This is a genomic window from Pseudoalteromonas sp. SG41-5 (assembly GCF_014164495.1).
Classification (GTDB): Bacteria; Pseudomonadota; Gammaproteobacteria; order Enterobacterales; family Alteromonadaceae; genus Pseudoalteromonas; species Pseudoalteromonas rhizosphaerae.
In genome coordinates, this window is the sequence record NZ_JACJFH010000285.1 from 1 (window position 1) to 455 (window position 455).

At 36.0% G+C, this 455-nt stretch carries 1 pseudogene; it reads left to right on the forward strand.

The window, feature by feature from the left end:
• Window positions 1–369: 369 nt before the first annotated feature.
• Window positions 370–455 (forward strand): annotated as a pseudogene (locus H5232_RS24520) (DUF600 domain-containing protein); the annotation flags it as partial.

The window sequence follows — 455 nt, forward strand, 5'->3', positions numbered from 1 at the left end:
TGAAAAGTGCGATATTTTTGCCCATTTGAATTTAATTGCCGACATGGGTGATATGGAAATTATTGATATGGCTTCTATGGTACGTGGCGCTATTAAGCAGTACGAATAACGCTGTATGCAAATGTAATTAGTAGAGGGCTTTAAACGAGCTCTATTTGGCGTACATAACTTAATGAATCATCAAGATGGCCGTATCCCTGGGCACGCATGATGATTCATTCGACACGTTTTTTAATATTAACTTACCAATTAGCTACAGAAAGTTTATTTTAGAATTCATTGGTGCCATATCTTTGGACTAACTCAGATTGACAAACTTTATGTTTGTTCATTCAATTTTAAACTCATTTATAACGCTAAGGACAGCATATGCAACCAGATATAAAAAATATCCCCCAACAACTTGGTCAGTACCTTTATCAGCAAATAAAAGAGCCATGGCTTGAGGCACAACT